This is a genomic window from Streptomyces huiliensis, from assembly GCF_020037025.1.
Taxonomy (GTDB): Bacteria; Actinomycetota; Actinomycetes; order Streptomycetales; family Streptomycetaceae; genus Streptomyces; species Streptomyces huiliensis.
The window spans coordinates 1-26,415 of the sequence record NZ_JAIQLH010000135.1 but is presented as its reverse complement, the minus strand read 5'-3'; the positions used below and the strand labels follow the sequence as shown (position 1 = coordinate 26,415).

The window sequence follows — 26,415 nt, the reverse complement described above, 5'->3', positions numbered from 1 at the left end:
GGGCCGGTCCTTCTGCGACGTCCTCGCCTTCCTCGCCGCCCACGGCGGCCCCTCGGCGAAGGGATGCTCGCCGTTCCGCGCGGCGGTGGGGTGAGCCCCGGTCCCTCCCCTTCGCCGTTTCCTGGGGCTGCGCCCCAGACCCCCTTGATCGCGGCTTCGCCGCTCGTCCTCAAACGCCGGACGGGCTGGATCAGTCCGTCCGGCCTTTGAGGACGAGCGCGCGGAGCGCGGGGGCACCCCACCCCCGTCCCACGCACCCCGCACGGGACCCGGCACCCCCGCAGGTCAGCCCCTGGGACGTCCCAGGGATCCCCCACTTCCCGCCGGCCCCTCGCCCAGCATGCAGCCGCCCCGGCAGAGTCGGGTCGTACCACCGGCGGTACGGGCCAGACCGTCGCCGCCGAACCCGCAGCACGGGGGAAGGAACCCGAATGACCCACACCCGCAAGCGCATCGCCCTCACGGCCGCCACCACCCTCCTCGGCGGCGTCCTCGCCGCGGTCCCGGCCATGGCCGCGCCCTCCGGGGCCGGCGGTGGCGGTGACGCGGCTCTGAAGACCACGTTCGTCCACGTCTGGGGGCCGGCGAAGATCTCGGCCGCCTACCTCAACTCCCACGGCGGGAAGTGGCAGTCGCAGAACTACACCATGCCCAGGCCCGCGAACACGGCCCGTGTCTCGCTCAGGTGCTGGAACAACGGGGACGGCGGCAAGTCCCGGGTCCGGATCAAGGACATGACCACCGGGAAGGTCCTCGCCAGCAGCGGGTTCCGGCCGTGCAACTGGAAGACGTACTACGCCACGAGCAACTACGCCACCGGTCACCAGCTGCGCGTGCTGCTGGACGTCAAGGGCAAGGCCCACACCACCGACGTCGCGGCGGAGCGCGGGTACTGATCCCAGGGGGCCAGGGGCTCAGGGGCCCCGGAACCCCCGGGGCACCGGCGCCGGCCGGCTCTCCTCTCCAGGAGGGCCGGCCGGCTCGCGTACGCGCTAGCCCAGCTCCAGACTCGTCACCGCGAACGCCCGCTCCATCGGCGTCGCCGGGACCGGGCCCGCGTACATGCGGACGGAGTGCCAGTCCGTCGTCAGGCCGCGCTCCTCGGCGAGGGCGGAGGCCGCCGCGTTGGGCTCGGGCAGGTCGAGGCAGACCTCCTCGTCGGGGCCGAGGTGGGCCGTGAGGGCGTCGAACAGCGTCTCGGCGTCCTCGCGGGTGTCGGCGAAGAGGGGGCCGACGCGGTGGCCGTCGTGGGAGGGGCGGATCACGCCGTAGCCGGTGACGCGACCGTCGCGCAGCAGCATCCGGGCGGCGCGCCCCGGGCCGTCGAGCCAGCGGGCGAGGAAGGCGCGCCGCTCGGCCGGGAAGAAGCGCCGGTCGTAGGCGGCGACGGCGTCGAGGCGGTCCGGGGTGACGGGGTGGACGCCGGCCGCCGTCGTGCCGTTCCGGGCCGGGCGGCCGGTCCAGCGCTGCGTGCGGTGGGAGGAGACGAAGCCCGAGCGCTTGTACGTCTCCTCCTGCTCCGGCACCGCGTCGAGGCCCACCGTCCGGGTGCCCGCGTGCGGGAAGGCCGCGCGCCAGGTGGCCAGGCCGAGGCCGCGGCCGCGCAGGCCGGGGGCCACCAGGTAGAAGCCCAGGAAGGCGTAGTCGGGACCGTGGTTGACGACCGATATGGCGGTGGCGATCCGGCCGTCGAGCCGGCCGGTGAAGAAGCCGTCCGGGTCGGTGGGCAGGAAGCGTTCGGCGTCACCGTGGCCGGGGTTCCACCCCTCCTCGGTGGCCCACGCCACGACCTGCCGCCAGTCCTCGGCCGAGGCGGTGGTGACAGTGAGGCCGGGGGCGTCGATGTGGTGCATGGTGCTGGAGTTCCTTTCGAGGGATGAGATTTCGAGGGGTGGGATTTGAGGGGTGAGGTTCGAGAGGTGGGATTCGATGGGTTGGCGGGGTGTCAGATGAGGTCCATCGCCGCCACCTCGTCCGGACTGCCGTAGCTGACCGGGCCCTTGAAGCGCCGTCGCGCGGACGCGAACCACCACACCGTCGCGATCAGCAGGACCACGCCCAGCGCGATCGGCGCGTAGTTGAACGACTCGGCGGTGATCGGGGACGCCTGCGGCAGCATGAACAGCAGGTTGCTGATCACGATCCAGGCGACGGCCACGAAGGCCACCGGCCGTCCGAACCGGCCGAGGTGCCACGGGCCGGGCTCGAAGTCCTTCAGCCGCAGCCGCAGGAAGATGGGCACGCCGTAGGCGAGGAAGAGGCCGACGACGTTGACGCTGACGACGGCCGTGAACGCGACGTGCGACCACCAGCCGGGGATGACGAGCACCAGGGCGCAGGCCGCCGCCAGCCACACGGCCTTGACGGGGGTGCGGGTGCGGTCCGAGACGGAGTGCCACAGCCGGGAGCCGGGCATCGCGCCGTCGCGCGAGAACGCGAAGATCTGCCGGGTGTTGCTGGTCATGTTGGCGAGACCGCAGAACAGCATGGCGCCGATGACGAGCAGCAGGAGCAGCTTGGCCGTGGTCAGCCCGAGCGCGTCGATGAGGATCTGCACCGGCGGGGCGGAGGCGGCGGCCTCGGCGGCGTAGTCCCGGATCGCGTACACCAGGCCGAGCATCAGCACGAGGCCGGTGAGGGCGGAGCAGCCGATGGCCCGGATGATGCCGCGCGGCGCGTTCACCGTGGCCCGCACGGTCTCCTCCGACATGTGGAAGCTGCCGTCGAACCCGGTGAACGTCCAACTGGTCACCAGCAGGCCGAGCATGCCCGCGTAGACCGCGTTGGAGAAGCCGGTGTTGTTGACGAAGTGGGTGGCGAAGGAGGCCGACTGGTGCTCGGACGGCACGGTGATCAGGCAGGTGACGATCACCACCAGGCCGGCCAGCAGCCACCACACCGAGATCCGGTTGACGATGGCGACCAGCCGCACGGTGTAGGTGTTGGCGAGCGCCTGGATCAGCAGGATGACGGCGGTGATGCCGACGGTCTGCTGGGCGGTCGGCTCGTACGACGGCCATTGCAGGGCGACGAACGACTGGATGAAGGTGGCGGCGGCGAAGTCGGTGGCCGCGGTGCCGCCCACCTGCCCGATGAAGTTGAGCCAGCCCGTGTACCAGGACCAGGCGCCCTTGTGCCGCTTGGCGAGCTTGCCGGCGGAGAAGTAGAGGGCGCCGCTGGTCGGGTAGGCGGAGGCGATCTCGGCCATCGAGGCGCCGACGAACAGCACCATGACCGAGACCCCGATCCAGCCGAAGATCAGGATCCGGGGGCCGCCGGCGTTCATGCCGAAGCCGAAGGAGGAGAAGATCCCGGAGAGGATGTTGATGATGGTGAAGGAGATGGCGAAGTTGTCGAACGCCCGGAATCTGCGCGTGAGTTTGCGCGGATAGCCCATGGCGTGCAGCGTCGCGTCGTCGTCCATCGCGACGTGGGCGGCTTGCCGGTGGGCTCGGGCGTGAGCGGGGGAGAAGGACTCCGACACGGACAGCGGCTTTCTGCGAGAGGGACGGGGGACGGGGCCGGACGCCGGGCGGCTCAGGCGGCGTCCGATGGTGCAAGCGGTGCAAGCGGTGCAAGTGGTGCTTGTGGTGCGGCCCGGCGGCCCGGCGGCCCGTCAGGGCGAGCCGGGCGCCGGCAGTCCGCACCGCCGACGGGCCTTGCTGAGCTGTTCCTCCGGGCTGCCGAACGCGCTCCACGGCATGCGGGACGCGTAGGGGCCCATGGTGGTGAAGACCGTGCGGGCCTCGTCGAGGCAGCCGGCCATGTAGAGCGCGTGCGCCAGATAGGCGAGGTCGAGGACGGGCGTGAAGCGGTACCCGGGGACCTCGGGGAGCCACCGCGCGTAGACCTCCAGCGCGAGCGTCCGCCAGCGGTGCTGGCCCCAGGCGCGGTCCGCGAAGGGATCGGCGCGGGGATCGTAGTCCTCCACCAGCGTCACCAGCGGCAGCAGCCGCAACGGGGAGTTGGCGGGGGAGCGGTTGGCCAGGAACTCGGCCACGTCCCAGCGGGCGCTCGCCGAGCCGCCGTGGCGGGCGAAGTAGAAGGAGAGGAAGCGGTGGTGCGCCTCCCGGTTCCACGGGTCCAGCGTCAGGGCCCGGGAGAACAGCGACCACGGGCCGGACGGCGCGGTGAGCATCCCCGGGGGAGCGGGGTCGCGGACCCGCCCGGTGCGGGCCAGCGCCAGCCGGGCCACCCAGGGGGTGGGGTCCTTGGGCGCCATCTGCGCGGCCTGGTCGCAGGCCGCCTCGGCGATCCGGAGCAGGGACGCGGTCCTGCGGTCCCGGCTGTCGGCCATCCGCAGCGCCCGTAACATCGCGACCCGGGCCCACAACAGGGCGGCGTCCGGGCCGGGTTCCTCGGCCAGCCAGCGCTCCGCGAGGTCCGAGTCGGCCGCCATCGAGGCGAGGACGAGGGACCGGTGCGCCCGCGTCGCGAAGTCGTCCCGGACGTCGTGCAGGATCGCGTGGGCGGTGTGGTAGCGGCCCGCCTGCACCTCGACGCAGGCCTGGGCCAACTCGTGGTCGTCGGCGGCAGGATGCCACACGTACCGACCTTCGAACGAGCCAGCGACCATGCTCACCTGCCACCCTGTCGCACCATCGGGACGCGCCCCGTCGGGACACACCACACCGGAACCACCCAACTCGCCCGCGCCGGACGGCATCCGGGCCCCGCGCGTGGTCGGACGCTCACCGGCCGTGAACCCCACCCTACTCAGGACGGCCGCTCCCGGAGAGGCATCCGGACGATCCAATGCCGCATGCTTTCGATTTTTGTCACCTCCGGCGCTGGCGGACGGTAACCGGAACGAAACCTTCCGTAAGACTTTACGTTGGTCCGATGCACGAAAGACCCCCGCCGAACGCCATTACCGGCGAAGGGGAAGAGAGCGCGCCACCGCGACGCCTCCCCGTGCGGCACGGCGGACTCGGCAGCGGCCCGCCGCGCCCCGTACATGATCGAAACGACCGGAGGGACCACCAGTTCCGTGAACCCACATCACACGGCCGACCTGTTGAGCGCGGCGGTCTTCGCACGCGTCTTCGGCAGCGACGCCCTCGCCCTGCTGCGCCGCGCCGCCGCCGCCGGTGTCCGCATCGGCATCAGCGAACTGCACCGCGGCCCGCGCGGCCTCCGTGGGCGGCGGGGAGGCGAGAGGTGACGGCACCCTCCCGAGCGAGTACGTTTCCCGTGACCGGACTGCCCGCCGACTACCGGGCGTTCCACCAGCTCTACCGCGCCGCCTACGTGCACTGGGCCGAGCTCTACCTCGGCAACCGCCACGACGCGGAGGAGGCCGTCGACCAGGCCTTCGAGGACCTGTACTTCACCTGGACCGAGGTCCTGAGAACCGAGAACCCCAACGCCTACGCCTGGGCCGTCGTCAGACACCGGACGATCGACTGCGCCCGGGCGCGCGGCCGGCGCCCCACCGTCATCGACACCGCGGCCTTCGAGACCACCGCCCTGCGGCACGCCGTCGACCCCATCGGCGAACTGGAGCAGAGCCTGTCCGTCTACAAGGCGATCTGCGCCCTGCCGGCCCGCCAGCACGACGTCATCGTCCTGCACTACTGCCTCGGCTACAGCGTCCGGGAGACCGCCGACATCATGGGCATCACCGAGGGCGGGGTGCGCTCCACCGCCCGGCACGCCCGCCACCGCCTGCACGACGCGCTCGGACTGGAGAGAGAAGAGGAGCACCGGTGACCGGAACACTCGACCACGTGCTGGCCAAGGCCCGGCTCGACCCGCGCCCCTACCCGAGCGCGGAGGTCGCCCGGGCGGAGACCCGGCTCGCCGTCCGGCTCACCGAGCGCATGTGGCACGGTGCCCTGTACTTCGACGACCAGATGGAACCCGCGCGCACCGCCGCCGTGCGCGCCGCCCAGCGCAACTACCTGCCCCACCGCGCCTTCTACCGCCAGTTGCGCAGCCTCTGCAAGACGGTCGTCGCCCACGACCTCCACAAGCTCGGGGCCCTCCTCGCCGACCGGCTCCTCGAACCCGAGGGCGCCCTCGTCCTCGGCTGCGTCCTCCAGCTCGCCGACCGCGAGGACAGCGCCCGCTTCTGGTGGCAGTTCGGCGCCGGCGCGGACGACACGGGCGCGGCCTGCTGCCTGTACCTCCACCACATGGCGCTCGGCGAGCGGCGGGAGGCGGAGTTGTGGCGGCGGCAGGCGGGGCTGGAGGCGCTGATGCCGGAGACCCCGGAGGAGATCGACCGGAACGACCTCAACATGGCGTTGCAGATGCTGGACGGGTTGCGGGAGGGGGAGGGGTTCTCGCCCGCGGCGACGGCCGTCATCGCGTACGTGCCGGACGCGCTCGGCTTCGTCGAGGAGGTCGATCTGCCGCTGCCGCAGCCGGACTTCCCGGAGCGGATCGGTGAGCTCACGGCGGCTTGCTGAGGCCGTGCCCGCTCCCCGCATGCCGGCACGGGCCGGTCCCGGCCCGTGCCGGCTGTCAAGGCCGTCGTGACCGGACAGCCGTTCAGGCGAAGCGGGGTCGGCGTCGGCGGGCGGTGTTCATACGAGCGGGCGGGATTGCGGTGGTTCCCGGCGGTTGGAGGCGGTCGTCGCGTCCACTCGTAGTGAGACGGACGTACGGGCGGGGGCCGGGAGTTCGGGCACGCGGCATCGATTTCCGGTCGGCGCTTTGACCGCCCGTTCATCACACCGGTACCCCTCATGGCCCTGGACAGGCATGACAGGAGCCATCATGAACGACCTGCTGAACCCGGGACGCGAACGGGCCCTACGCGCCCGGTCCGCCTCCCGCACGCTGCTCGCTGCGAGCCTCGTCGCCGCGAGCCTCCTCGGCGGCCAGGCCGTCGCACCCGCCCGGGCCGAGTCCCAGCACGGCCGGGCGACCATCACCTTCCACGGACTCGTCCATAAGTGGAAGGTCCCCGAGGGCGTCACAGCGGTCACGGTGTGGGCCTGGGGAGGGGGTGGCGCGGGCGGCGACGGCGCCGGTGGTGGCGGAGGTGGTGGCGGTGGCGGTGGCGGGAAGCCGGGCACCACGTCCGGTGGGGGCGGCGGCGGAGCGGGTTCCGGCGGCGGCGGAGGAGGTGGCGGGGGCGGTGGCAGCGCGGGCGGATTCCTCAAGTGCCACATCGACGGGCTGAAAAGCCGGAACCTGTACGTCTGGCCGGGATCCGGCCACGGCAGCGGCGAGGAAGGACCGGGCGGCGGTGGCGGCAAGCCCGGCAAGAGGCGCGGCAGTACCTTCGGCGGCGGCACCAACGGGAGCGACGGTGGCGTCGGCGGCGACGGCCGGCCCCCGGTCGATCGTTTCAGGACTGCCTACTACGAGTCCTCGGTGCGGGACGGGTTCGATCATCTGCTCGTCCTGGCACCCGCGGGCGCGGACGGCGGGCAGGGCAAGGGCGGTGTGCGCGGGAAGGGCGGCGGAGGCGGCTACAACGGTGAGACCAGTAGCGGCTACCCCGGAAAAGGCGGCAAGGAGACGGTCGGCGGGCTGGGAGGGGCCGGGGGCCTTTTCCGGGGCCAGGGCCAGTTCGTCTGCAAGACCCCCAAGGGGGAACCCGCGCTCCCCGTCGAAGTCCTGAACGGCGCGAGCGGGAGCGGCGCGAGGGCCGGGGGCCGGGGCACCTTCGGCGGCCACGGCAAGGACGGCGGCTACGGCGGGTCGGCGTTCTCCGGCGGTTCGAGCGGCGCCGGGGGCGGGGGCGGAGGCGGGGCGCACGGCCGGTCCTACGGCAGCGGTGGGCATGGTGGCAGCGGTGGCCACGGTGGTCACGGGGGAAGCGGCGGCCAGGGCGGAAGCGGCCAGGCCAAGCACGCTCAGGAGACCAGGGACGGCCGGAAGGGCGGTCCGGGCGAGGCCGGCACCCACGGAGCGGACGGCAAGGACGGGTTCGTCGTCATCGAGTGGTGACCGGTTCCCGGGATGGGTGGGGTGCCCCGATCCCTCCCCCGAGGGGGGATCCCCGCTTCGCCGTTTCCTGGGGGACACGCCCCCCAGGCCCCCTCAAACGCCGGACGGGCCGATTCAGCCCGTCCGGCGTTTGAGGGCGAGCGGCGGAGCCGCGACAAAGGGGGTCTGGGGCGCAGCCCCGGGAAACGGCGAAGGGGCGGGCCCGGGGCACCAGCCCGCCGCAGGCGCCTACCCCAGCGCCCGCAACCCCGGCACGAACGTGACGAGCACGGGCACGAACGGCACCAGCGCCGCCGTGGCGGTCAGGCGCAGGCGATGGCCCGGGGTGAGGCGGGGAGCGGGGGCCAGCAAGCGGTCCACGCGGCCGGGGAGTTGGGAGGTGCGGGCCGAGCAGGGGTCGAAGACGCCGCGGTCCTCGTTGAGTTCGACGAGGGCGAGGGCCGTCGTCAGACGGCCGAAGCGCCGGGAGGCGACGTCGTCCGCGGCCAGTTCGACGAGGTGGTGGACCCGGTCGCGGAAGGCGGCGAAGACGGGTACCTGGGGGAAGCCGTTGGCGAGCGCGGAGGAGCAGTGGAGGAGCCAGTCGTGGCGGGCCCGGACGTGGCCCTGCTCGTGCGCGAGGAGCGCGTCGAGCTGGGAGTCGTCGAGCCGGCGCAGCGCGCCGGTGGTGACGACGAGTTGCGGGGCGGGGCCGCCGCGCAGCAGCCACGCGTCGGGCCGTTCGGACTCCAGCAGCACCAGCCGCTCGCCGGACGGCTCCTCGCCGGGCAGCCGCGGCGAGCGGACGAGGAGGTCGGCCCGGCGGCGCCGGCGCCGGGCGCGGGCGCCGCGGATCTCGCGGGTGAGCATCGCGGCCGTCCAGACCGCCCCGCAGGCGAGCACGACGGCCATGGGCGCGGCCAACGAGCCGTAGCCGCCCAGGGCGTACGCCTCGACCACGCCGCTCGGCGCGGGGGCGAAGACGTTGCCGCGCACGGCCTCCCAGGCCGCGGCGGCGCTCAGGGCCATGGCGAGCGCGCAGCACAGCAGGACGGCGGCCACCACGCACTGCCACACCCACAGGGCCAGCACCGGTTCGCGGTCGGGCCAGTCGGCGCGGGCCAGGAAGCGGGGGGCCAGCGAGGCGAGCAGCGCGCCGAGAGCCAGTAGGGCGAGCGGGACGAGCATGGGTGGGCCTTCCCTCGGATCCGTCCACGGCGGCGTGGAGTCCTGTGGGTCCAGTGCTGGGGCAGCAGCGTAGTGGACCTACGTATCCGCGTGCAGGGGAAGGACCTACGCCTTTTGGCCGAGGTCCGCCGCCGAGGTCCGCCCCGGAAGCCCCGTACGCCCCTCACATCGTCAGCAGCATCGCCAGCATCCCTATCCCCATGGAAACGCGGCACGCGCCGGTCAACTCCAGCCGGCCGCGCGTCAACGGCGGCGGGGCCGGGCCGGACAGCGCCTCCGGAGGAGCCGTCCGCGCCGTCGGTACCGGGACGATCGCGGCGAGGGTCCGCACCACGTACACCGCGAAGTAGACGAGCAGCAGTCCGGTCAACAGCGGTGTGCCGGCCGGGGGGTGGCCGTCGCCGTGACCGCCGTGGCCGCCCGCGGGCGCACCGGCCATGGCCAGCGCCATGTACACCATCGCGAACGCCCCGACGGCGTGGTGCAGTCGGTGCGCGTCGGCGCGGTGCCGGGCGGCGACGAGCGCGTGCACGCCCGCGGCCACGAACAGCGCGGCGAACGCGACCGCGCCCCACGGCCGGCCCCCCGGCACCGTGACCGGGGCGGCCATGGCCGCCATGCCCAGCCCCATCACCGCGTCGTCCCGGGCCGCCCGGCGCTCCCCCGCCGCGCCGGACCGGGCCCGGTGCAGGCAGTACCCGCCCGCCACGGTGCCCACCACCACCAGCAGCCAGCCGACCAGTGGCGGTCCGTGCACCCCACACCTCCCCGACGTGTGCCCCCCTGGGCAGAATGCCCGCGTCGAAGGGGTCGTACGGGAGCGCGTGGGCGCGGGGTGGGGGCGCGGGCGCCCTCCTCCGCGCCGTAGCGGCCGCCCTCCTCCGCGCCGTGCCGGGAGGCGCCGGCGTCAGAGGCCCGGCCGGTACCGCAGCGGATGCCCCTCCGGCACCTCCACCACCACGATGCGCACCCCGTCCGGATCGGCGATCCACATCTCGACCAGCCCCCACGGCATCCGCTCCGGCGGCCGCAGGATCCGCACCCCGCGTTCCCGGAGCTCCTCGTGGGCCGCGGCCACGTCGGCGACCTGGAGCCACAGCTCCAGCCCCGGCGCCGGCGGCGCCTCCGCGCGGCCGGAGAGCTCCAGGAAACCGCCGCCCAGGAAGTAGACGGTGCCGCGCTCCTCACCCGTGCCGAACTCCCGGTAGACGGCGAGGCCCAGTGCCCCGCCGTAGAACGCCCGCGAGCGCTCCGGATCGGTCGGCCTCAGCAACACCCTGCCGCTCAGTACGTGCACCATGCCGTCCGACTGTACGCATCCGCCTCCGGTTAGTCTCGGGAGCGACCGCGCAACCGACCGCGCAGCCAGAGGAAACACCGCGCAGTTAGAGGAAAGGACGTCCGGAACGCCATGGAAGCCCTGGATACCGCCCGCCCCGGCCAGGACCGGCCGGTGATCCGCGCCGCGACCGCGGCCGACGTCCCCGTGCTCGTCCCCCTCATCGAGTCCGCCTACCGAGGGGACGCCAGCCGCGTGGGCTGGACCACCGAGGCGGACCTCCTGGGCGGACAGCGCACCGACGAGGACGGCGTCGCGGCCGTGGTGACCGCCGAGGGGAGCTGGGTGCTGCTGGCCGAGGAACCGGGGGACCCGGCGGGCCCGTCCGCCTGCTGTCACATCGAACACCGCGGCGAGCACGCCTACTTCGGCATGTTCGCGGTCCGGCCCGCGCTCCAGGGCGCGGGGCTCGGCCGGGTGATGCTCACCGAGGCCGAGCGGGTGGCCCGGACCGAGTGGGGCGCGCGCGAGATGCACATGACGGTGATCCGGCAGCGGGACGAGCTGATCGCCTGGTACGAGCGGCGCGGCTACCGGCGGACCGGGAAGATGGTCCCCTTCCCGTACGGCGACGAGCGCTTCGGCATACCGCGCCGGGAGGACCTGGAGTTCGAGCTGCTGGTGAAGGAACTGGCGTAGCGGGCTCGCCGGCGACGGACGGCCACCGGATGCGGACCCTCTGCATCCGGTGGTCTCTCGCTTTCGGCAGCCTCCGACAGGAAAAACGGCGGCGGCTCCCCGGGCCCCGCAGGATAATTTGCAGCAGCACCCCTTGAGGAGGAGAACCGCGCATGGATACGGTGTCTTAACGCCAGGTTCTCCCGGGAAGGGGTTGTCATGACGGAAATTCTCGCGTCTAGGGCGATAGCCGCCGACGAATCGTCCGAGGCGTCCGTGGAAAGCGTCACCGGGCACCCCGCCTGGACGCAGCTCAAGGACGCCGTCGAGACGATCAGGCCGTGGCAGTCCGCCGACGGCTCGATCGACCTGGCGGCCGACGGCGCCCCGCCGGGGGAGCTCGTACGGGCCGAGGTGGAGCGCGTAGTCGCCGCCGTCGAGCAGCTTTCGCCGCTCCTCCCGCACGACGCCGAGTACCACGCGGCCCTCGTCTCCGACCTGCGGAAATGGGCGGACTCCGGGTTCGGCGTGCCGGACTTCCTGGACGCCCTCCTCGCCTTCCGCCCCGCCGAGCGGCGCGTCGACGGCCGGCAGCACCTCGTCGTCTTCCCGATGTACACGCAGAACGGCAACCCGGACCGCAACCTGGAGGCCGTCGTCCTGCGCCTCGTGTGGCCCGAGTGGCTGTCGGAGCTGGAGCGCACCCGCTACGACAACCCCCTCTTCCTCGGCATCACCTTCGAGGACTTCACCGCCGGCTACGACACCAACTCCGCGGTCCTCTTCCCGGAGACCATCGCCGTCCGCGAGGCCCCCGACCGCTTCACCTGGGGCGGCATCTTCTGCGACCGCGAGGCCGCCCGCTTCCGCCGGGTGACCGAGGCGGCCGTGGACATCCTCGGCCTGGAGCTCCCCGACGACATCGCCGCCATGCTCCACGACCAGGAGCGCTGCCAGCAGGCGTTCGTCCTCTGGGACATGGTCCACGACCGGACGCACAGCCACGGCGACCTGCCGTTCGACCCCTTCATGATCAAGCAGCGGCAGCCGTTCTGGATGTACGGCCTGGAGGAGCTGCGCTGTGACCTCACCGCCTTCAAGGAGGCCGTGAAGCTGGAGGCCGATGGCTACGCCCAGGGCCGCGACGTGCAGTACGCCGTGCTCTTCGACCGGATGTTCCGCTTCCCGGTCACCGGCGAGCGGGTCCGCAACTACGACGGCCTCGGCGGCCAGCTGCTCTTCGCCTACCTGCACCGGCACGACGTCGTACGCTGGACGGACAACACCCTCCACATCGACTGGGACCGCGCCCCGCGGGTCACGAACCAGCTGTGCGGCGAGATCGAGAAGCTGTACCGCGACGGCATCGACCGCCCCAAGCTCGTCCACTGGCTCGCCGCCTACGAGCTCGTCTCGACGTACCTGGCCCCCCACCCCGGCTCCACCTGGGCCAAGGGCCCCGACGCCCTCGACCTGAGCCTGCCGCCCCGCAAGCTCGTGGACGACGTGCTTCCGGACGAGTTCCCGCTCAGCATGTTCTACGAGGCCCTTGCCAAGAAGCTGCGTACCGTGATCGCCTCGACCAAGGGGATCACCGCGGCGAGCGTCGAGAAGGTGGCCGCGTGAGCACCGAGAACATCGCGGGGAACGAGGAGGCGACGACCATGAGCACTCCGAGCAACGGCGGCGGCCGGCTGAACGGCGCCGTGGTGGCGGTGGCGGGAGCGGCCGGCCCGGCCGGCCGCGCGGCCCTGCTGCGGCTGGCCGAGGCGGGGGCGACGGTCGTCGCCGCCGACGCGGACGCGGCCCGCCTCGCCGAGGCGGTGGACGCGGCCCGCTACGCCCACGGCGGCGCCACCGTCACCGGCGACACCGTGGACCTGCTCGACCTGGACGCCACCCGCGCCTGGGCCGACCGGGCCGAGAAGGAGTTCGGCCGGATCGACGGCCTCGTCCACCTCGTCGGCGGCTGGCGCGGCTCGGCGACCTTCGCCGAGACCGACCTCGCCGACTGGGAGCTGCTGGAGAAGCTGCTCATCCGTACGGTCCAGCACACCTCGCTGGCCTTCGAGGGCGCCCTCAACCGCAGCGGCAACGGCCGGTACGTGCTGGTCAGCGCGGCCGGCGCGAGCAAGCCCACCGCGGGCAACGCCGCGTACTCCGCCGCCAAGTCGGCGGCCGAGGCGTGGACGCTCGCCCTCGGGGACGCGTTCCGCAAGGCGGGCGGGGACGACGGACCGACGGCCGCCGCCACCATCGTGATCATCAAGGCCCTGGTGCACGACGCCATGCGCGCCGAGCGCCCCAACGCCAAGTTCGCGGGCTTCACCGACGTCAAGGACCTGGCCGAGGCCATCGCCGGCGTCTGGGAGAAGCCCGCCTCGGAAGTGAACGGAACCCGTCTGTGGCTGACTCCCCACACGTGAGCGACCCGTACGTGAGCGACCCCCGCGTGAGCGAGGCCGACGCGAGCGAGACCGACGCGATACGCCGGCACGACCCCCGGGCCCGCGGCTTCGCCAGCGACAACTACGCCGGCGCGCACCCGGAGGTCCTCGCGGCCCTCGCCCTCGCCAACGGCGGCCACCAGATCGCGTACGGGGAGGACCAGTACACCGAGCACCTCCAGGAGGTGTTCCGCTCCCACTTCGGGCCCACCGCCGAGGCGTTCCCCGTCTTCAACGGCACGGGCGCCAACGTCGTCGCCCTCCAGGCGGTGACCGAGCGGTGGGGCGCGGTGATCTGCGCGGCCTCGGCCCACATCAACGTCGACGAGTGCGGCGCGCCCGAGCGCGTCGGCGGGCTCAAGCTGCTCACCGTGCCCACCCCGCACGGCAAGCTCACGCCCGAGCTGATCGACCGCGAGGCGTGGGGCTGGGACGACGAGCACCGCGCCCAGCCGCAGGTCGTCTCGATCGCCCAGACCACCGAGCTCGGGACCTGCTACACCCCCGAGGAGATCCGGGAGATCTGCGACCACGCCCACGAGCGCGGCATGAAGGTCCACCTGGACGGCTCGCGCCTCGCCAACGCGGCGGCCACGCTGGGCGTCCCGCTGCGCGCCTTCACCACGGACGCCGGCGTCGACCTGCTCTCCTTCGGCGGCACCAAGAACGGCCTGCTGTTCGGCGAGTGCGTCGTCGTGCTGAACCCCGGCGCGGTCAAGGCGATGAAGCACCTGCGCAAGCTGTCGATGCAGCTCGCCTCCAAGATGCGCTTCGTCTCGGTGCAGTTCGAGGCGCTGCTCGCCGGCGACCTGTGGCTGCGCAGCGCCTCCCACGCCAACGCGATGGCCGCGCGCCTCGCCGAGGGCGTCCGGGCCGTCGACGGCGTCGAGGTGCTGCACCCCGTCGAGTCGAACGCCGTCTTCGCGCGCCTGCCGCGCGAGGTGAGCGAGCGGCTGCAGAAGCGGTACCGCTTCTACTTCTGGGACGAGACGGCGGGCGACGTCCGCTGGATGTGCTCCTTCGACACCACGGAGGAGGACGTCGACGCGTTCACCGCGCTCGTCAAGGAGGAGATGGCCCGGGGCTGACCCGGCACCGGAGCACGTACGGAAGGCCCCCGCACCGATGGTGGTGCAGGGGCCTTCCGGCGTCCCCCAGCAGGCGTCTAGACGCCTTCCAGCGCCGCCACCTGCGCCGGTGTCGGGGCGGTCCCGCCCAGGTGCGCCGGCACCCACCAGGTGTCCTCCGGGCCCTTCGGCCGGACCGGGTACGCCCGCTGCGCCGCCTCCAGCAGCTCCTGCACCCGCGCCCGCAGCCGCTCGGTGACCTTCTCCGCGGGCTCGTCCGGGTCCGCCTCGACGGGCTCGCCCACCCGGATCGCCACCGGTATGTGGTTGCGGCCCAGATCGCGCTTGCGTCCCTTGGTCCACAGGCGCTGCGTGCCCCACAGGGCCATCGGCAGCAGCGGGACACCGGCCTCCTGAGCGAGCCGCGCCGCACCGGACTTGAAGTTCTTCAGCGTGAAGGAGGTGGAGATCGTCGCCTCCGGGAACACCCCGACGATCTCGCCCGAGCGCAGCGCCGACAGGGCGTGCTTGTACGCGTCCATTCCGGCCGAGCGGTCGACGGGGATGTGCTTCATCGCGCGCATCAGCGGGCCGGACACTTTATGGCGGAAAACCGACTCCTTGGCCATGAAACGCACCAGCCGCTTGGCCGGCCGGGCGGCGAGCCCGCAGAAGAGGAAGTCGAGGTAGCCGATGTGGTTGCTCACCAGGACCGCCCCGCCGCGCTGTGGCACGTGCTCGGTGCCCTGGACGTCGAGGCGCAGGTCAGTGGCCTTGAACAGGGTGCGGACGGCGCCGATCACCGGGGGGTAGACGAGCTCTGCCATATCGGGGATGTCCTTCGGGGGCCTGGGGAGGATGCTCCCGCTGAAGTTACGCAGCCGTAGGGTGGCGGCTTCCGGCAGATCGTGCCCGAATGTCCGGCCCGCAAGCCAGTCGGGGGCGGTTCTCGGCCAGGAGATCCTCATCACGTCGTCCGATATGCCGGATGCGGGCGGGTGGTAGTGGGCGTTCCGGCGGGAATTCCTCCGCCGGGGGCGATGCTGGACGGGACGGAACGGCACGGGGACACGAGGGAACGGACGGGCGAACGTGGAACGGCAGCGGGAAGACGGCGGCGCGGTACGGCTGGACGCCGCCGAGCTCGGGGCGGAGCTGGGGGAGCGGGCCACCCTCGTGCAGTTCTCCAGCGCGTTCTGCCAGCCCTGCCGGGCCACCCGGCGGGTCCTCGCCGACGTGGCGGCGATGGTCGAGGGCGTCGCCCACGTGGAGATCGACGCCGAGGCGCGGCTCGGGCTCGTCAGAGCCCTGGACATCGCCGCGACCCCCACCGTCCTCGTCCTCGACGCCGCCGGCCGCGTCGTCCGCCGGGCCGTGGGCGAGCCGCGCAGGGCGCACGTCATCGCCGCGCTCGGGGCGGCGCTGTCGCCCTCGGCGCCCTCGACGTGACAAACCCCCGGCGAATCCGGGCCCGTGGTGGCGGACGCGGTCACTCCGGGGGATGGCGGGGACGATGTGACGCGTGACCGATACTTCCCGCCGCAGTCTCCTCGGCGCCCTCGGAGCCCTCACCGCCTCGGCCGCCCTTCCCCCGGCCGCCGCCACCGCCTCCCCGGCCGCCACCTCCTCGGCCGTCACCGCCTCCTCGGCCGTCACCGCCTCCCCTGCCACCGCCACACCTCACGCGGCCACCGCGCCGCCCGCCGCCACGACCGGCCCGCGCTCGTCCATGACCTTCACCGGGACGCCGTACGACACGGCGGCCTTCGCCCGCGCCTCCCTCGGCGAGCTCACCGCGACGGTGCTGCCGGGCACGCCCGCCCGCACGGAGGTGCGGCACGGGCGGCAGCGGGTCGCGGTGCTGACGAAGGGCGCGCGCACCGTCGTCGTCGCCGGTCCGGAGCGGACCTTCACCGAGAACAAACAGTCCTTCACCGACCTCTTCGACCGGCTGGTCCCCGACCCGGCGCTGCCGCCCGCCCGGCGGCTGAGACCCGGCTGGGGCACCTCCCCCGCCGGCGGCACCTGGAGCGTCTACGGCGGGACGCCCGGTGACGCCGACTTCGCCGTCCGCAGGAACGCGGCGACCATGCTCCTGAAGGACACGGAGGCGGGCCGCTACGCCACCCTGACCGACGACGGGATATCCGACGCCGACGTCATGTGCGAGGCCGCCTTCGACAAGGTGCCCACGGGCAACGCCTGTTCCTTCGCCCTGCTCTTCGGCTACCGGGGCGGCGACGCCCACCACCGGGCCCGGCTCTCCCTCACCACGAAGGGGGAGGTCGACCTGCGCGTCGAGAAGGTGGCGGACGGCAGGACGACGGTGCTGGCGGAGGTGGATCCGCTCGGCACGGGCGTGCGGGCCGGCGACGCGTGGCGGATCCGGGTGCGCCGTGAGGGCGCGACGGCGCGGATCACGACATGGCCCGCGGCCGGCGCGGAACCGAAGCGGCCCACCGCCGAGATCGCGAACCCCGAGGCAGGACTGCGCAGCGGGCGGGTGGGCGTCCGCGGCTTCGCCTCCCCGGGCTGTACGAACCTGCCCGTCACCCTGACCGTCAGCCGCTTCGAGGTGACCGACGCCACCTGGGAGACGCCGCCCTCGGTCACCCACCGCGACTGGGTGCGGCTCCTGGACGCGCCGTTCGACGGCGCGTGGACACCGGCCGCCGAGGCCGTCGTCCGCGGCTGGGCCGGTTCGATGGCCCCGGACGTCCTCTCGTACGCGGCGATGTTCCTGCCCGGCGCCCCGCGCGTGTGGGGCGCGGACCCGCGGGCGGCGGGCGCGGACGTCCTGGGCGAGGCGGGGTACGGCAAGCCGGACAGCCAGGGGCTGCTGCCCGTCGGCGCGGACTTCCACGACTACATGGAGCGGCCCTGGACCTTCCCCGACGAGACCCGGCGGCCGGAGGAGGGCCAACGCGGGATGCTGGACTGCTCGGGCTACGTGCGGATGGTCTACGGCTTCCACATGGGCGTGGACATGGTCGCGTCGAAGGACCCGACGAAGAAGGCGCTGCCCCGCAAGTCGGGCGCGATGGTGGACTACGCGCCCGGCGTCCGCGTCGCCCAGCGGGCGGAGGGTCGCGCGCCGGACCTGGGGCAGCTGCAGCCGGGTGACCTGCTGCTGTTCGACGTCCACGACACGGAGGGGGACCCCCAGGACCCGGACGCGTACGCCGTCGACCACGTGGGCATCTACCTCGGCCTCGACCGGGCGGGGAAGCGGCGCTTCCTCTCCAGCCGCAAGAGCGCCGACGGCCCGACCATGGCCGACGTCTCGGGCGCCTCCACCCTGGACGGCCCGGGGCTCTACGCGGACTCCCTGCACACCGTCCACCGCGTCTGAGCCGCCGCCTGCCGCCTGCCGCCTGCCGCCTGCCGCCTGCCGCCCGCCGCCCGCCGCCTGCCGCCCGCCGCCCGCTGCGCCCGAGGTCGCCCGCCGCGGGTCAGTCCAGCGACAGCGTCGCGCGGAGGCGTCTTTCGGCCTCGTCGGCCCACGGGCCGTCGGGGCCGGCGATCAGGTAGCTCCATCCGCCGCCCACCACGGGGTCGTTGACGACGAGCGCGCCCCGGCCGCGGCCCGTGTCGTAGGCGAGCCCCGCGCGCCGCAGCAGGGCGACTCCCTCCCCGAGGGTCCGGGGGGAGGCCGCGCCGGGGGCCCGGGTGTCGGCGATCCACACGGAGTCCCGCGCGGCGGAGCCGCCCAGCCGGTGCACGAGGGCGTGCGGCGTGGTCGTGCCGGTGCGGCGGACGTTGCTCTCGACCGCGTACACCCGCCCCTCGGGAGTGAGCAGCGCGTCGACCGAGAACGGTCCCAGGTAGCCGTGCCCGGCCAGGTGCCGCCCCAGGGACAGGGCCATGCCGGCCAGCTCCGCCCGGGCGGAGGGCGGGCAGCGCGCCGGCGAGCGGTAGCCGTGGAAGGACGAGCCGCCGACGCGCATCTCCCCGTCGTAGAGGATCCGCGCGCCGCCCGGTTCGACCACCGCCTGCACGCTGACGTCGCGGGCCGGGGCGACGCGCTCCTCCACGACCCACCCGCCGGGCTGGGCGGCCGTCCCGGCCAGGTGCGCGGCGACGCGGCGCCCGGCCTCCGCCTCCCCGGTGCCGCGCGGCAGCCGCAGGATGCCGTAACCGTTGGCCGAGCGGGCCGGTTTGACGAGCACGTCGCCGCGGGCGCACAGCCGCCCGGCACGGGCCGGCAGGTCCTCCTCGCCGACGTGATCGTCCCCGGGCGGCACGGTGATGCCGAGGGACCGTGCGGCGCTGCGGAATCCGCTCTTGGTGTTCAGCCGGCGGACGGCCGTCAGCACGGCGGTCCCCACGCCCGCGGGCCCGTACGGGTGGACGGGGATCCCGAGCGCGGCGGCGAACCGGACGACCGGCTCGTCCAGGGCGTACGGCAGCAGGCGTGCGCCGGGCCGGCGGGCGAACGCCGTGAGCAGCCGGCCGGCGGCCTCCGAGCGCCGGACCGCGGCGGTCATCTCCTCCCCGGCGCTCTGCGGCACGGCCAGCGTCCGGACGTCCGTGGGGGAGAAGCCGAGCGTCTCCGCCGCGTAGGCGAGGAACGGGCCCGGTACGGGGACCGCGGCGACCAGCAGGTCGCCGGGGCGCAGGAGCCAGACCTTGCGCGGCGACTGGCCGACGGCCTTCGCGGCGAGGGACGGCGGCCAGGTGTCGGCCACGACCTTGCTGAGGCGGTTGGCCAGCACGAGAACCGGCCCGTCCGGGCCGTCTCGCCCGGCCCGCCCGTCCGCGCCCCCGCCGGCCGCGGCCCCGGACATCAGGCGCTCTCCGGGGCTCCGGGGCGGCGCCGGTCGCCGAAGCGCGCCACCCGGCCGGCCACGTCCTCGCTGTGCAGCCGCAGCGCCTGCTCAAGGGCGTACTCCGCCATGTACGCCCGGAACGCGCCGACGGGCTCCTCCGCCAGCCACAGCATGCGGCGGTTGGCGGCGACGGCCCGGTCGTCGAGCCGGGCGACGGCGCGCGCCGCCGCCGCGTCGAGGTCCCGCGCCTCCGCCACCTCGTCGAAGAACGTCCCGGCGGCCTCCTCGCGCGCCTGGATCCGGCGGCCGTGGAGGATGAGCTGCCGGGCGAGGCGGCTCCCGACCCTGCGGCCGAGGCGCAGGTTGGACGCGCCCGGCACGATGCCCTCCTGTGCGGCGGGCAGGCTCAGATAGCTGTCGGAGCCGGCGAGCACGTAGTCGAACAGGGGCAGGATCTGTGCCCCGCCGCCGATGGCGAACGCGTCCACGACCGCGACCCAGGGCTTGGCGACCGTGTCCTCCGGCCAGGCCCGCTCCCGCCCCCGCCCGTCCACCGCGACGCCGCGCATCAGCTTGTGCACGTAGCCCAGTTCCCTGCGGAGGAAGAAGGGAAGGAGCGAGATGCGGCCCCGGTGCAGGTCCTTGAGGTCGATCCCGGCGCTGAACACGCGGCGCCCCAGGTAGCGGGGGTGCGTCATCGGCGCGCCGCGCAGCAGCCCCACCCGGACGCCGTCGTCCAGGAGCGCGAGGTCGACGGCGGTCTCCATGGCCTCGACGCACGCGCTGTTCTCCGCGTTCAGGCAGTGCGTCCGAGTGGCCGTCAGATGGGCGACGGCGTCCCGGCGTTCGATCGTCACCGTGTCCAGGTCCAGGCGGCCGGTCCGCCGGAACTCCGGAAGCAGCGCCGTGGCCCGTGCCGTGGGGCTCAGCGCCGCGTCCAGCAGCCGCGGCCCGCAGCGCGGGGAGCGCAGCAGCGCGCGGAAGAGGACGCCGTGGGCGATCTCCAGGCCCTCCTTGTGCTCCAGCGGCAGCGCCTGTTCCCCGGCGAGCCGCTCGCGGTCGGGGGCGAGGCCGGGGAAGCGGTGGGCCGCGGTGTGCGCCAGGTCCTCCAGGCCCGCGGGCGGGGTCCGTCCGTCGTCGGTGAGTTCCCGGTGCACCCGCTCGGCGTGCAGGTCGAGGAAGCGGGCCCGCAGGCGGTGGCAGGCGTGGTGGACCGTGCGGGCGAGCCCGCGCTGCTCCGGGTCCCGCTCGGTGGGCGGGGGCAGCGCGGCGAGGAGTCCGTCGGCGGACGAGACGTGCCGCGCCAGGGCCGTGCCGTCCGGCCCGGGAGCGTCCGACAGCGCCGGCTCCGCCCGCCGCCACCGCTCGATATCGGACATCAGCATGCGGAACTCCCTGACGAGGCTCTCCGGATCATTCAACCGCAATACGGGCGAACCGCACCTTCGCGGTCCATGCCGTGGCCGCGGGGGAGTCCCGTCGGCCCCGGCCGTCGCGGATGATCGTGATCCGAGTCCCATATGCCCGGCGGCCCTTGACGCCGCTCGCCGGGGCTCGTCAAGGTGACGCCATGTGGCCTGGACTTCTCTCGCAGTTAGACACGTACGTGGACGTACCGGTGACACCCGGCGCGCGCTGTCCGAGCCCGTGAGTACCCGCTACCGCACCACTCCGGCTCGACTCGCTCGACTTGAAGGGGACAGCACATGCCGGTCTCGCCCGACCTCAGCACCCTCCGCACCGCCGGCCCCGAGCTGCTGCGCTCGGTCTTCCGCAGGCACGCCGCCGGCGTCGCCGTGATCACCGCGCAGGGCGACCGCCCCGTGGGCTTCACCGCGACCTCCCTCACCTCCGTGGCCGCCGCGCCCCCGATCGTCTCCTTCGGCGTCGGCACCGGCTCGTCCAGCTGGCCCGTCCTGGCCGACACCGAGCACATCGGCGTGCACATACTCGGCGAGCACCAGCAGGAGCTGGCCGCCGTCTTCGCCCGCAGCGGCGCCGACCGCTTCGCCTCGCCCACCCGATGGCGCGCGGGGCCGGAGGGGGTGCCCCTACTGGACGGGGTGCTGGCGTGGCTGGTGTGCCGCGTGGTGGCCCGAGTGCCCGCCGGCGATCACTGCGTCGTCCTCGCCGAGGCGGTGACGGGCGACGACGCCGGAACCGGCCGTCCCCTCCTCTACCACCAGGGACGCTTCAACGGTCTGCGCGACTGAGACGTCCCTGTTCCGCGCGTTGGCCACATCACAGGTCAACGGCCTTGCGCTCGGGTGACACGCTCGATGTACTGGCGAGTAACATCCTGGTGTGGGCGTAACCGGCCCCGGCCGGGACCCGCCCCCCGAGGCGCCTATGCTGCCTGCCAAGGCAGCTTTGAAGAGACGATGCAGTAGGAGAGCCGGCGTGAGCTTGAGGATCGTTGTCTGTGTGAAGTACGTGCCCGACGCCACCGGCGACCGGCACTTCGCCGAGGACCTGACCGTCGACCGCGACGACGTGGACGGCCTGCTCTCGGAGCTCGACGAGTACGCGGTCGAGCAGGCGCTGCAGATCGCCGACGAGGCGGATGACGCGGAGATCACCGTGCTCACCGTCGGCCCCGAGGACGCCAAGGACGCGCTCCGCAAGGCGCTGTCCATGGGTGCGCACAAGGCCGTCCACGTCGAGGACGACGACCTGCACGGCACCGACGTCATGGGCACCTCGCTGGTGCTGGCCAAGGCCGTCGAGCACGTCGGCTACGACCTGGTCGTCTGCGGCATGGCCTCCACCGACGGCGGCATGGGCGTCCTCCCGGCGCTGCTCGCCGAGCGCCTGGGCGTCCCGCAGGTCTCCCTGCTCTCCCAGGTCGCGGTCGAGGACGGCAAGGTGACCGGCCGCCGCGACGGCGACGCCGCCACCGAGCAGCTGGAGGCCGCCCTCCCGGCCGTCGTCTCCGTCACCGACCAGTCGGGCGAGGCGCGTTACCCCTCCTTCAAGGGCATCATGGCCGCGAAGAAGAAGCCGGTGGAGTCGCTGGACCTCTCCGACCTGGGCATCGAGGCGGACGAGGTCGGCCTCGACGGCGCCTGGACGAAGGTCGACAGCGCCGCCGAGCGTCCGGCCCGCACGGCCGGCACGATCGTCAAGGACGAGGGCGAGGGCGGCAAGCAGCTCGCCGAGTTCCTCGCGGGCCAGAAGTTCGTCTGAGCCCGGACCCCCGCAACCGCCCGCACACTTCTCGCAGGAGAGCAACGCCATGGCTGAAGTCCTCGTCTACGTAGACCACGTGGACGGCGCCGTCCGCAAGCCCACCCTCGAACTGCTCACCCTCGCCCGCCGCATCGGCGAGCCCGTCGCCGTCCACCTCGGCGCCGGCGCCGACGAGGCCGCGAAGGTGCTCGGCGAGCACGGCGCCGTCAAGGTGCTGACCGCCGACGCCGCAGAGTTCGCCGACTACCTGGTCGTCCCCAAGGTGGACGCCCTCCAGGCCGCGTACGAGGCCGTCAACCCGGCCGCCGTGCTCGTCCCGTCCTCCGCCGAGGGCAAGGAGATCGCGGCCCGCCTCGCACTCCGCGTCGGCGGCGGCCTCATCACCGACGCCGTCGACCTGGAGGCCGGCGACGAGGGCCCGGTGGCCACGCAGTCCGTCTTCGCGGCCTCGTACTCCACCAAGTCCCGCGTCACCAAGGGCACCCCGGTCATCACCGTCAAGCCCAACTCCGCCGCCCCCGAGGCCGCCCCGGCCGCGGGCACGGTCGAGCAGCTCGCCGTCACCTTCGGCGCGCTGGCCACCGGCACCAAGGTCGTCTCCCGCACCCCGCGCGAGTCGACCGGCCGCCCGGAGCTGACCGAGGCCGCGATCGTGGTCTCCGGCGGCCGCGGCGTCAACGGTGCCGAGAACTTCCCGCTGATCGAGGCCCTCGCGGACTCGCTCGGCGGTGCCGTCGGCGCCTCCCGCGCCGCGGTGGACGCCGGCTGGTACCCGCACACCAACCAGGTCGGCCAGACCGGCAAGTCGGTCTCCCCGCAGCTGTACATCGCGGCGGGCATCTCCGGCGCCATCCAGCACCGGGCCGGCATGCAGACCTCGAAGACCATCGTCGCCATCAACAAGGACGAAGAGGCGCCGATCTTCGAGCTGGTCGACTACGGCGTCGTCGGCGACCTCTTCGAGGTCGTCCCGCAGCTGACGGACGAGATCAAGGCCCGCAAGGGCTGATCCCCTCGTCAGGGCCGCTCTCAGGGCTCCCGCGCGCGGCGGCGTGCGGGAGCCCTCCGCGTTTCCCGGGGTGTTGACCACCGGGCGGGGGCGCGGCTAGCTTCAACGAACTGTTGAACTCCCGGCGGCGGAATGGCGGGTGGGGCCCTGTGCACCGGAGCGTGACGACGACCTTCGACAGCACGCTGACGGACCGCCTCACGGCCCGCCTCGCCGGCGTGGACGCGGACCTCGCGCGCCGCTACCCCGGCGACCCCGGCACCCGGCAGCCGGTCCACACGGTCTACGTCCCGGCGGACGCCTTCGCGGCGGACACCGTCCGTACGTGGGGCGAACGGGCGCTGGCCGCCCTGGACGAGCACGCGCCGGACGCGGACGCGCTGTCGGCCGCGCTCGGCGTGGAGACCGGCACCGTCCACGACCGCGTCCGGGCCAAGCTCGCCCGGGAGCCAGTGGAGGACCTGCGTGTCGACTTCGAGGACGGCTACGGCCACCGCTCCGACGCGGAGGAGGACGAGGCGGCGGCGCGGGCGGCCGAACTGACGGCGGCCGCGGTCTCGGACGGGAGCACACCGCCGTTCGTCGGGATCCGCGCCAAGTCCATGGAGGCGGCGGTACGGGACCGGGGCGTCCGCACGCTCGACGTCTTCCTCACCGGCCTCATGCGGAACGGAGGACTGCCCGCCGGACTGGTCCTCACCCTCCCCAAGGTCAGCCGCGCCGAGCAGGTCACGGCCATGGCGGAGGTGGCCGGGGAGTTCGAGAAGGCGCACGGCCTGGACGCGGGCCGGATCCGCTTCGAGGTCCAGATCGAGACGCCGCAGGCCGTCCTGGGCCCGGACGGCCGCGCCACGGTCGCCCGGCTGCTCGACGCGGGGGAGGGCCGGGTGAGCGCCCTGCACTACGGCACGTTCGACTACAGCGCGGCCCTCGGCGTCGCCCCCGCCCACCAGGCCCCCGACCACCCGGCGGCGGACCACGCCAAGGCCGTGATGCAGGTCGCCGTGGCGGGCACGGGCGTCCGCCTCTCCGACGGCTCGACGAACGTCCTCCCGGTGGGCCCGCGCGAGCGCGTGCACGCGGCCTGGCGCCACCACCACGCGCTGGTGCGCCGGGCGCTGGCCCGCGCCTACCACCAGGGCTGGGACATGCACCCCGCCCACCTGCCCACCCGGTACGCGGCGGTCTACGGCTTCTACCGGGAGGGCCTGGAGACGGCGGCGGGACGGCTGGCCGCCTACGCGGGTGGGGCGGGAGGCGGCGGTGCCGTACTGGATGAACCGGCCACGGCCCGCTCCCTCGCCGGCTTCCTGCTCCGCGCGGTCGACTGCGGCGCGGCCGACGCGGCGGAGATCGCCCGGCTGACGGGCCTCACACGGCCGGAACTCGACGCGCTGGCGGGCCGCATCGGGTGACCTTGCGCGGGTGACCCCTCCCGGGTCCCTCCCGGGTCACCCCTCCCGGGACACCCGCCGCTGGAACCACGCCACGTCCCAGTACCTCCCGAACTTCCGGCCCACCTGCTCGTACACCCCGGCGGGCCGGAACCCGAAGCGCTCGTGCAGCCGTCGCGACGCGTCGTTGGGCACGGTGATCCCGGCGAGCGCCATGTGCACGTCCTCCCGCTCCAACACCTCGAAGAGGGCGGAGTAGAGCAGCCCGCCGACGCCGTTCCCCACGTGCTCCGGCGCCACGTAGACGGTCGTCTCCACGGACGTCGCGTACGCGTGCTTCGCCCGGAAGGCGCTGCTGGTCGCGTACCCGAGCAGCTTCCCGCCCTGCTCGGCCACGAGCAGCCGGTGCGGACCGGAATCCGGGTGCTCCAGCAGCCACGGACGCCGCTGGTCCACCGTGAACGGCTCGATGTCGAAGGTGATCGGCGTCTCGACGACGTAGTGGTTGTAGATCCGGGTCAGTTCGCCGAGGTCGTTCCCGGTGCCGGGGCGGATCAGGGGGGTGCCCGGATCCGTCCCGGTTCCGTTCGTCGTGCCGTTCGTCGTGCCGTTCGTCGTGCCGTTCGTCGTGCCGTTCGTCGTGCCGTTCGTCGTGCCGTGCGTCGTGGTGCTCATGCGGCCCACGGTAGGCGGGGCGCGTTACGCCGTCGTTTCGCCTCCTTTCCTCGGACGACGCTCGTCGTCGGCCGCCGGGACGGTCAGAGGCACCGCATCCGGCTCGATCTCCGCAGTGACTCCACCGCGTCGCACCACACCCCCAGGTCGGGGACGGCGCTCAGCTCGTCGGAGCGGGCCCGGGCGCGGCGTGAGGCGCGTTGCCAGGTGGGCGGGTCCTTCAGGGACACCAGGGCGTGGATCCAGGCGTTGAGGTCGTCGCGGTAGGCGAAGATGCCGGCCTCGCCCAGGGATTCGATCAGCCCCGGGGTCGGGTGGGCGATCACGGGGATGCCGGACGCGAACGCCTCCACCGCCACCCGCCCCCATGACTCGTACAGGCTCGGCATCAGCACGACGCGCGCCCGGCTGTAGACGTGCTCCCGCATCCGCTTCCCGGGAACCCCGTCCAGGACCTCGCAGTTGGGCAGCCGCGGCGGCGGCATGATCTGCTGCCCGTACGCGCCGCGGACGCCCAGGAAGTCCCACTCCGGGGTCCAGGCGGCGATCTGCCAGAAGAGGTCGCCTCCCTTGTCGGCGTTGAGGTTCACGAGGGTCGCGCGGTCGCCGGGGGTGGTGCGGTACTCCTCGGCGAGCACGGGCGGGCGGACGACGATGCTGTGCTTCGGCAGGAATTCGGCGGGGTAGTCGGCGTAGAAGATCTCCCCTTCCCGCCGGATCCACTCGCTGTTGTAGACGACGAGGTCGGCACCGGCCGCGTTGTGGAAGCTGGTGGAGAAGTCGTCGTGGCAGATCACGGCCACGGGTATCCGGCGGTCCCGGGCCAGCCCCATCAC

At 73.6% G+C, this 26,415-nt stretch carries 26 protein-coding genes; 15 read left to right on the top strand and 11 right to left on the bottom strand.

What is annotated here, in order from left to right; translation table 11 throughout:
• Window positions 1-431: 431 nt before the first annotated feature.
• Window positions 432-896: a hypothetical protein gene (locus JNW98_RS22550; RefSeq protein WP_223770086.1), complete on the top strand. Its 465-nt coding sequence runs from the start codon at window positions 432-434 to the stop codon at window positions 894-896.
• Window positions 897-992: 96 nt separating this feature from the next.
• Here the strand turns inward: JNW98_RS22550 and JNW98_RS22545 are convergent, their stop codons facing one another.
• The 3 genes from JNW98_RS22545 to JNW98_RS22535 all read right to left on the bottom strand — a co-directional run bounded on the left by JNW98_RS22545 (window position 993) and on the right by JNW98_RS22535 (window position 4,576).
• Complete coding sequence (locus JNW98_RS22545; protein WP_223770085.1) at window positions 993-1,853, bottom strand: GNAT family N-acetyltransferase; 861 nt, start codon at window positions 1,851-1,853, stop codon at window positions 993-995.
• 92 nt (window positions 1,854-1,945) lie between these two features.
• Window positions 1,946-3,397, bottom strand: coding sequence for an amino acid permease (locus JNW98_RS22540; RefSeq protein ID WP_308015648.1), 1,452 nt, complete (start codon window positions 3,395-3,397; stop codon window positions 1,946-1,948).
• Between the two features lie 219 nt (window positions 3,398-3,616).
• Window positions 3,617-4,576: a hypothetical protein gene (locus JNW98_RS22535; RefSeq protein WP_223770089.1), complete on the bottom strand. Its 960-nt coding sequence runs from the start codon at window positions 4,574-4,576 to the stop codon at window positions 3,617-3,619.
• A 414-nt stretch (window positions 4,577-4,990) separates the two neighbouring features.
• Between JNW98_RS22535 and JNW98_RS22530 the strand changes: the two genes are divergently transcribed.
• The 4 genes from JNW98_RS22530 (at window position 4,991) to JNW98_RS22515 (ending at window position 7,905) form a co-directional block, all read left to right on the top strand.
• The gene (locus JNW98_RS22530; RefSeq protein ID WP_223770084.1) at window positions 4,991-5,164 is read left to right on the top strand and encodes a hypothetical protein; all 174 of its coding nucleotides are present in this window, start codon (window positions 4,991-4,993) and stop codon (window positions 5,162-5,164) included.
• A gap of 29 nt (window positions 5,165-5,193) precedes the next feature.
• Window positions 5,194-5,712: an RNA polymerase sigma factor gene (locus JNW98_RS22525; RefSeq protein ID WP_223770083.1), complete on the top strand. Its 519-nt coding sequence runs from the start codon at window positions 5,194-5,196 to the stop codon at window positions 5,710-5,712.
• Window positions 5,709-6,413, top strand: a complete 705-nt coding sequence (locus JNW98_RS22520) for a hypothetical protein (protein WP_223770082.1) — start codon at window positions 5,709-5,711, stop codon at window positions 6,411-6,413. The genes JNW98_RS22525 and JNW98_RS22520 overlap by 4 nt, the downstream gene beginning before the upstream one ends.
• 310 nt (window positions 6,414-6,723) lie before the next feature.
• The gene (locus tag JNW98_RS22515; RefSeq protein WP_223770091.1) at window positions 6,724-7,905 is read left to right on the top strand and encodes a hypothetical protein; all 1,182 of its coding nucleotides are present in this window, start codon (window positions 6,724-6,726) and stop codon (window positions 7,903-7,905) included.
• A gap of 228 nt (window positions 7,906-8,133) precedes the next feature.
• Here the strand turns inward: JNW98_RS22515 and JNW98_RS22510 are convergent, their stop codons facing one another.
• From JNW98_RS22510 to JNW98_RS22500, 3 genes are all read right to left on the bottom strand, one after another.
• Window positions 8,134-9,072 carry a M56 family metallopeptidase gene (locus JNW98_RS22510; protein WP_223770081.1) on the bottom strand — a complete coding sequence of 313 codons (939 nt, stop codon included), beginning with the start codon at window positions 9,070-9,072 and terminating at the stop codon, window positions 8,134-8,136.
• Between the two features lie 163 nt (window positions 9,073-9,235).
• Window positions 9,236-9,829 carry a DUF5134 domain-containing protein gene (locus JNW98_RS22505; RefSeq protein ID WP_223770080.1) on the bottom strand — a complete coding sequence of 198 codons (594 nt, stop codon included), beginning with the start codon at window positions 9,827-9,829 and terminating at the stop codon, window positions 9,236-9,238.
• 150 nt (window positions 9,830-9,979) lie between these two features.
• Window positions 9,980-10,372, bottom strand: coding sequence for a VOC family protein (locus tag JNW98_RS22500; RefSeq protein ID WP_223770079.1), 393 nt, complete (start codon window positions 10,370-10,372; stop codon window positions 9,980-9,982).
• A 111-nt stretch (window positions 10,373-10,483) separates the two neighbouring features.
• Here JNW98_RS22500 and JNW98_RS22495 point away from each other — a divergent pair, with 111 nt between their 5' ends.
• The 4 genes from JNW98_RS22495 to JNW98_RS22480 all read left to right on the top strand — a co-directional run bounded on the left by JNW98_RS22495 (window position 10,484) and on the right by JNW98_RS22480 (window position 14,564).
• Entirely contained in the window at window positions 10,484-11,050 is a 567-nt protein-coding gene (locus JNW98_RS22495) for a GNAT family N-acetyltransferase (RefSeq protein WP_223770078.1), read from the top strand.
• Window positions 11,051-11,248: 198 nt separating this feature from the next.
• Window positions 11,249-12,655 (top strand): DUF6421 family protein, encoded by a 1,407-nt coding sequence (locus JNW98_RS22490; RefSeq protein WP_223770077.1) that lies wholly within the window; start codon window positions 11,249-11,251, stop codon window positions 12,653-12,655.
• A gap of 38 nt (window positions 12,656-12,693) precedes the next feature.
• Window positions 12,694-13,455 carry an SDR family NAD(P)-dependent oxidoreductase gene (locus tag JNW98_RS22485; RefSeq protein ID WP_223770088.1) on the top strand — a complete coding sequence of 254 codons (762 nt, stop codon included), beginning with the start codon at window positions 12,694-12,696 and terminating at the stop codon, window positions 13,453-13,455.
• 26 nt (window positions 13,456-13,481) lie between these two features.
• Window positions 13,482-14,564: a threonine aldolase family protein gene (locus JNW98_RS22480; RefSeq protein WP_223770087.1), complete on the top strand. Its 1,083-nt coding sequence runs from the start codon at window positions 13,482-13,484 to the stop codon at window positions 14,562-14,564.
• Window positions 14,565-14,641: 77 nt separating this feature from the next.
• Here the strand turns inward: JNW98_RS22480 and JNW98_RS22475 are convergent, their stop codons facing one another.
• A complete protein-coding gene (locus JNW98_RS22475; RefSeq protein ID WP_223770076.1) occupies window positions 14,642-15,370 on the bottom strand; it encodes a lysophospholipid acyltransferase family protein in 729 nt (242 codons plus the stop codon).
• A gap of 265 nt (window positions 15,371-15,635) precedes the next feature.
• Between JNW98_RS22475 and JNW98_RS22470 the strand changes: the two genes are divergently transcribed.
• Both JNW98_RS22470 and JNW98_RS36675 read left to right on the top strand, forming a co-directional pair.
• Window positions 15,636-15,992 carry a TlpA family protein disulfide reductase gene (locus tag JNW98_RS22470; RefSeq protein ID WP_223770075.1) on the top strand — a complete coding sequence of 119 codons (357 nt, stop codon included), beginning with the start codon at window positions 15,636-15,638 and terminating at the stop codon, window positions 15,990-15,992.
• Window positions 15,993-16,065: 73 nt separating this feature from the next.
• Entirely contained in the window at window positions 16,066-17,895 is a 1,830-nt protein-coding gene (locus JNW98_RS36675; protein ID WP_223770074.1) for an NlpC/P60 family protein, read from the top strand.
• 100 nt (window positions 17,896-17,995) lie between these two features.
• On the opposite strand, the gene JNW98_RS22460 is transcribed toward JNW98_RS36675, so the two are convergent.
• Window positions 17,996-19,330, bottom strand: coding sequence for a preATP grasp domain-containing protein (locus JNW98_RS22460; protein WP_223770073.1), 1,335 nt, complete (start codon window positions 19,328-19,330; stop codon window positions 17,996-17,998).
• Complete coding sequence (gene dpgC, locus JNW98_RS22455) at window positions 19,330-20,697, bottom strand: (3,5-dihydroxyphenyl)acetyl-CoA 1,2-dioxygenase DpgC (RefSeq protein WP_223770072.1); 1,368 nt, start codon at window positions 20,695-20,697, stop codon at window positions 19,330-19,332. Before dpgC ends, JNW98_RS22460 begins: the two co-directional genes overlap by 1 nt.
• Before the next feature lie 321 nt (window positions 20,698-21,018).
• On the opposite strand from dpgC, the gene JNW98_RS22450 reads away from it, so the two are divergent.
• The 4 genes from JNW98_RS22450 (at window position 21,019) to JNW98_RS22435 (ending at window position 24,925) form a co-directional block, all read left to right on the top strand.
• On the top strand, window positions 21,019-21,525 hold the full coding sequence (locus JNW98_RS22450; RefSeq protein WP_223770071.1) for a flavin reductase family protein: 507 nt from the start codon (window positions 21,019-21,021) through the stop codon (window positions 21,523-21,525).
• Window positions 21,526-21,712: 187 nt separating this feature from the next.
• Window positions 21,713-22,498: an electron transfer flavoprotein subunit beta/FixA family protein gene (locus JNW98_RS22445; protein WP_004938466.1), complete on the top strand. Its 786-nt coding sequence runs from the start codon at window positions 21,713-21,715 to the stop codon at window positions 22,496-22,498.
• A gap of 49 nt (window positions 22,499-22,547) precedes the next feature.
• Complete coding sequence (locus JNW98_RS22440; RefSeq protein ID WP_223770070.1) at window positions 22,548-23,510, top strand: electron transfer flavoprotein subunit alpha/FixB family protein; 963 nt, start codon at window positions 22,548-22,550, stop codon at window positions 23,508-23,510.
• Window positions 23,511-23,671: 161 nt separating this feature from the next.
• A complete protein-coding gene (locus tag JNW98_RS22435) occupies window positions 23,672-24,925 on the top strand; it encodes a DUF6986 family protein (RefSeq protein WP_308015647.1) in 1,254 nt (417 codons plus the stop codon).
• 36 nt (window positions 24,926-24,961) lie between these two features.
• Here the strand turns inward: JNW98_RS22435 and JNW98_RS22430 are convergent, their stop codons facing one another.
• Together JNW98_RS22430 and JNW98_RS22425 are read right to left on the bottom strand one after the other, a co-directional pair.
• Entirely contained in the window at window positions 24,962-25,579 is a 618-nt protein-coding gene (locus tag JNW98_RS22430) for a GNAT family N-acetyltransferase (protein ID WP_223770068.1), read from the bottom strand.
• Window positions 25,580-25,662: 83 nt separating this feature from the next.
• The coding region (locus JNW98_RS22425) for a glycosyltransferase family 4 protein (protein ID WP_223770067.1) at window positions 25,663-26,415 on the bottom strand (753 nt) is incomplete at its 5' end.

Coding starts and splice junctions, on each gene's coding strand:
- JNW98_RS22535 (WP_223770089.1), bottom strand. CDS start 4,576: ATGGTCGCTGGCTCGTTCGAAGGTCGGTACGTGTGGCATCCTGCCGCC.
- JNW98_RS22485 (WP_223770088.1), top strand. CDS start 12,694: ATGAGCACTCCGAGCAACGGCGGCGGCCGGCTGAACGGCGCCGTGGTG.
- dpgC (WP_223770072.1), bottom strand. CDS start 20,697: ATGCTGATGTCCGATATCGAGCGGTGGCGGCGGGCGGAGCCGGCGCTG.
- JNW98_RS22475 (WP_223770076.1), bottom strand. CDS start 15,370: ATGGCAGAGCTCGTCTACCCCCCGGTGATCGGCGCCGTCCGCACCCTG.
- JNW98_RS22430 (WP_223770068.1), bottom strand. CDS start 25,579: ATGAGCACCACGACGCACGGCACGACGAACGGCACGACGAACGGCACG.
- JNW98_RS22515 (WP_223770091.1), top strand. CDS start 6,724: ATGAACGACCTGCTGAACCCGGGACGCGAACGGGCCCTACGCGCCCGG.
- JNW98_RS22450 (WP_223770071.1), top strand. CDS start 21,019: ATGCCGGTCTCGCCCGACCTCAGCACCCTCCGCACCGCCGGCCCCGAG.
- JNW98_RS22510 (WP_223770081.1), bottom strand. CDS start 9,072: ATGCTCGTCCCGCTCGCCCTACTGGCTCTCGGCGCGCTGCTCGCCTCG.
- JNW98_RS22440 (WP_223770070.1), top strand. CDS start 22,548: ATGGCTGAAGTCCTCGTCTACGTAGACCACGTGGACGGCGCCGTCCGC.
- JNW98_RS22540 (WP_308015648.1), bottom strand. CDS start 3,397: ATGGGCTATCCGCGCAAACTCACGCGCAGATTCCGGGCGTTCGACAAC.
- JNW98_RS22495 (WP_223770078.1), top strand. CDS start 10,484: ATGGAAGCCCTGGATACCGCCCGCCCCGGCCAGGACCGGCCGGTGATC.
- JNW98_RS22500 (WP_223770079.1), bottom strand. CDS start 10,372: ATGGTGCACGTACTGAGCGGCAGGGTGTTGCTGAGGCCGACCGATCCG.
- JNW98_RS22460 (WP_223770073.1), bottom strand. CDS start 19,330: ATGTCCGGGGCCGCGGCCGGCGGGGGCGCGGACGGGCGGGCCGGGCGA.
- JNW98_RS22545 (WP_223770085.1), bottom strand. CDS start 1,853: ATGCACCACATCGACGCCCCCGGCCTCACTGTCACCACCGCCTCGGCC.
- JNW98_RS22490 (WP_223770077.1), top strand. CDS start 11,249: ATGACGGAAATTCTCGCGTCTAGGGCGATAGCCGCCGACGAATCGTCC.
- JNW98_RS22550 (WP_223770086.1), top strand. CDS start 432: ATGACCCACACCCGCAAGCGCATCGCCCTCACGGCCGCCACCACCCTC.